Annotated in this window: 6 protein-coding genes; 3 read left to right on the forward strand and 3 right to left on the reverse strand. The window is 40.2% G+C overall.

Annotation, left to right across the window (positions count from 1 at the left end):
• Window positions 1-272 (forward strand): lysylphosphatidylglycerol synthase domain-containing protein (locus G4P69_RS35965; protein ID WP_208354700.1); only part of this gene is annotated, 272 nt, incomplete at its 5' end.
• A gap of 105 nt (window positions 273-377) precedes the next feature.
• Here G4P69_RS35965 and G4P69_RS35970 read toward each other — a convergent pair.
• Window positions 378-1139 carry a Uma2 family endonuclease gene (locus G4P69_RS35970; protein ID WP_208341822.1) on the reverse strand — a complete coding sequence of 254 codons (762 nt, stop codon included), beginning with the start codon at window positions 1137-1139 and terminating at the stop codon, window positions 378-380.
• An 87-nt stretch (window positions 1140-1226) separates the two neighbouring features.
• Here G4P69_RS35970 and G4P69_RS35975 point away from each other — a divergent pair, with 87 nt between their 5' ends.
• Window positions 1227-2342 (forward strand): hypothetical protein, encoded by a 1116-nt coding sequence (locus tag G4P69_RS35975; protein ID WP_208341824.1) that lies wholly within the window; start codon window positions 1227-1229, stop codon window positions 2340-2342.
• A gap of 110 nt (window positions 2343-2452) precedes the next feature.
• On the opposite strand, the gene G4P69_RS35980 is transcribed toward G4P69_RS35975, so the two are convergent.
• Complete coding sequence (locus tag G4P69_RS35980; RefSeq protein WP_208341826.1) at window positions 2453-2848, reverse strand: type II toxin-antitoxin system VapC family toxin; 396 nt, start codon at window positions 2846-2848, stop codon at window positions 2453-2455.
• Window positions 2845-3135, reverse strand: coding sequence for a hypothetical protein (locus tag G4P69_RS35985; RefSeq protein ID WP_208341828.1), 291 nt, complete (start codon window positions 3133-3135; stop codon window positions 2845-2847). Before G4P69_RS35985 ends, G4P69_RS35980 begins: the two co-directional genes overlap by 4 nt.
• A gap of 484 nt (window positions 3136-3619) precedes the next feature.
• On the opposite strand from G4P69_RS35985, the gene G4P69_RS35990 reads away from it, so the two are divergent.
• A complete protein-coding gene (locus G4P69_RS35990; RefSeq protein ID WP_208341829.1) occupies window positions 3620-3832 on the forward strand; it encodes a hypothetical protein in 213 nt (70 codons plus the stop codon).
• Window positions 3833-4024 lie beyond the last annotated feature (192 nt).

Genomic DNA, 4024 nt, shown 5'->3' on the forward strand with positions numbered 1-4024 from the left:
AATTAAAAATCCCCATTTCTTATTTGCAACTTTTAGTGTTTGTTCCTATTATCGTCGTTGTAACTTTGCTCCCAATATCTTTAGGCGGACTTGGTCTTAAAGAAGGTTTATGGATCTACTTATTCAGCCGTATTGGTCTATCTGCTGAGCAAGCCTTACTTCTCTCTGTCGTGATTACAGCTTTAAGTTGGCTGTTAAGTTTACCTGGATCTCTTATCTTGCTCTTAGATTCTACAGGATTTCAACAAGTAAGAAAAGGGGATGGGGGATAAAACAGTTATCAGTTATCAGAATGTAGGTTGGGTTGAGGAACGAAACCCAACATTTACAAGGGTTCGTTGGGTTTCGCTAACGCTCTACTCAGCTCAAGAGTTCCCCTATCCTCCAAGTTGCTTGAGTCGTTCTTCCAACTCCTTTATTCTTTGGCGTTCTTGTTCTAGTAAAGATTCAGCTTGTTCGGCTCGTTCGTCACCTGTTAAGAGCAAATTACCTTGCAAGTCCCACCAACGCAACCAGGGAAGATCTACATTCTGGTAATGACCTTGCCAAATACCCAACTCTACACCTAAGGAGGGAATTTCATAATGACCGCGCTCATTAGCCGTGATCAAACTGTAGCGTCCATCTACAAGATGATAGACCTCTACTCTAGCTTTCCTGACCTCGTAAATACCATAAAAAGGGACGCGAATTGCTTGCTCGTAAACCCAAAACTTACCTTGGTATGGAGTTTTGTCTCGTTCCTCTTCTCCATTTCCGGACACAAATTCCAATACGATCAATGGTGCAACAATTTCTTGCCACAAAACATAAGAGCGCCGGATCTGACCCTTCAAAGTCGGCGGTACATTGGGTACATAAAACCAATCGGGTGCTTCGGCTCCTCTTTCTGGGGGGTCTGTTATACGCCAGTAGATACCACTATCTTGACCAATGCAATACTGATTATCAGGGTGAAGTTTTTGCAAAATCGGCGTGATAGAGTCTGTTAAAAGAATACTTTGAGGATGTTCTTGAAAGTTTTTGGCTCCGCCACGCTTCGCGAACACGAATGTGCCGTCTGACTCAGGTAGTTCGGTATGGTCAGGTAGATTTGCTGATACTTCAGTAAAAGCGATTGAGGATCCGGTTGTGGTCATAATGATTTGGATCTCACGGCTAATGGGTCATTAAGTGGAAATCGTCTTTCAATTTTAGCTTAAGAGAACAATAAATCAGGAAATTATATGAAACGTACAAATAACGCACGAACTTTAATAGGTTGGATATCATTGTCATTACTGTCAATAAGCACAGCTTCTACTGTTTTTGCTAAAGAATTCAAAAAAACCGATAGTAAGCAGTTTGAAACACCCCAAGCAACAGAGCAAAGCAGAAACATTTCGGCTCGAATCCCGCACAAAGCAGATTTTGAATATGAGTCAAGTGATTTGATTGCTAATGTTCTTTATAAACGCTTGTCTAGTTATTACAAGTCTATGGCTGCTAGTGGTGCTAATGGTGCAAATGTCTTATGGGAAAACAAACAGTCACAGAATTGGTATATTGAACAGCAGAGATATGGTGAACAACTGGTGATTGGTGGAATAATTAGGAACGATCCAAAAGCTATCAGAGCAGGATTTAAGATGTTTGATTGGGGATTCGCTCATCAAGCTGCGGATGGTAGTTTTCCAGGAACAAGCGATCCTTTTCACAGTACTTCCTTTTTTGTCCAAGCAGTTGCTCACACACTTCTATTCATACAGCAATCTCCTTATGCAAAAGATTATGCCAAGGAAGTACAGCGCTATACACCTTTGGTACATCGTGCTGCTCTTTGGATGACTTCGCCAAAGGTTTGGGACAGAGGAAGCAACAATAACCAACCTTATACTCATCGCCGTTATCTCGTAGCAGCAGCTTTAGGACTTACAGGAAAACTCACTGGCGATCGCCAACTCCTAAACTACGCCCAAGCTTCAATTTCAGACGGTTTATCACTACAAAAACCAGACGGAGTTAACCCAGAAAAAGGTAGCTTTGATAGTAGTTACCAAATGGTAGGAGTTGTGTATGCTCAAAGGTGGCTGACGTATTTTCCTAACGATGAGCTTGCGCCAAAAGTAAACGGGATGATAAATAAAGCACTACTGTGGCAAAAGAAGAGAATACTACCTTCTGGAAAAATTAACAGTGAGGGAAATAGCCGTACAGCAGGACAAGAAAGAGGGCGAACTAATAAGGTCAAAGATGTAGATTATAGTGCAACCTTACGCGGGTTTGCTTATTGGTCATCAATAACCGGTAACCAACAGTGGAACGCGATCGCTCGTAGAATAGCCCAATACTACACCCATTAAATTTTTGTAGGGGCGTAGCCTTCGGCTTCTCGCAGAGTATGGCATTCGCCCTCACAGTGGATAGGAAAGACTGTGATTCTAGTTGTTCCCAGTCTGCCCACCTTAAAATATCACGGCAGAATTGTTTTGACATAAGAATAGGTAAGTATTTTTTCATCTACACTTACCAAAGGAACATCATAAATTCTTGCTGTGGAAACGATAATTCTATCGGCTGGATCTTTATGAAAATTACCTGGAAGTGAGTAGGAATCAATGGCAATTTGGGGAGTGATCGACAGAAGAAGTACCCCCTCTTGAGCCAAAGCAATATTAAACCACTCTTGAACGGGACAAGGAAGAATTAGCTTATTTTGGGTAACAAGTCTGCTAATCTCCAACAAACTTATTGAGCAAACACCCAAACCATGAAGTCTTTCCCTATTTATTGCCTCGTGGTGAGTAGGAGTTAATCTGGAATCATTGTGATTCCACCAAACCCAAATATGGGTATCAAGAATAATCACAAATCATTGACCTCATCCTGATTATCCTGATTCATTTCCCAATCATCTGGAGAAATAACCGGTTCATTAGCATTTGCTAAATAAGCATAGGGTTGCATTTCCCTAAGAGGATTAGTAGCAAATATACGTTTACCTTCTGTTGAGTAGCTACTTTTTCCCAACTTTTCTTGAATACTTTCTCTTAAAATTGAAGTTGCTAATTCTTCAACAGACATCTCTTTTAAAGCAGCAGCTTTAATTAGAGATTCTTGATTTTCTTGGCTGATGTAAATATTAGTACCAATCATTATTAAATTTTTCTACTCTTTTCTCATTATACCAAACATGATTAGTAAAAAGTAGGGTTGCTTAGATAGCCTTTCCTGATATCTTGCACCTGGGCTATCAGCCAGCGATTTAAATCGCTGGCTGATAGCTAAAGTCCTCTCAAGAGGACTGCTCAAGGATTTGAGTCCATTTCAATGGACTTAAGCTATTAGCCCGGAACTTCAGTTCTGGGCGGGGTATCGGGCTGATTCAGTCCGGGTGCAAGATGTCAGTTTCCCTTACATCGATTGTTTTAGGTGTTTGGGTTTGGACTCGTCATTTTGCATCCTTCGATCTTATCTTTGACTTACGTAATTTACTCGTATTATTTTTTGCAAAAAATAATCTTCACATCTCAGTAAAAAAAATTCCGTGTTTTTACTAAAAAAATATTCGTTCTCATCCGGAATAGGAAATTTCGCATGTGAAGTAAATTGTACGTTTAACTTCAGGTGTAAGGAATTTATGCTTAGTCAAGCAATGGACTTAGTTTTTACCGACAGCCTAGCCTTTGCTATTAATGTAACTTTAGGTACAGTAGTTCAAACTAAGCTATGCAACTACTCATGGGAACAAAAAGTTACAACCGAATCAACGACAGAACAGATAAGCGATTCTAGATCAGAGAAAGTCATTCCTGAGGAGGATTCAAATTTCTCAAACATCTTACCAGTGTAGCTCTATCTGTTCCAGTGTAAAAATACTTATCCGTTATTTTCTCTTCAATATTACTTAATCTAGATGGGTTTCACTTATTGCGAAAACTTCTGAATTGAAGTCCCTTCGCCCAAACGGGTTCCTGCGCTCCCTCGGCGAGCAAACTATGCTATATTACTGAGGACATTCTCTACTTTCTTCTAGTCTTTAAAG

This window comes from Aetokthonos hydrillicola CCALA 1050, from assembly GCF_017591665.1.
GTDB classification, from domain to species: Bacteria; Cyanobacteriota; Cyanobacteriia; order Cyanobacteriales; family Nostocaceae; genus Aetokthonos; species Aetokthonos hydrillicola.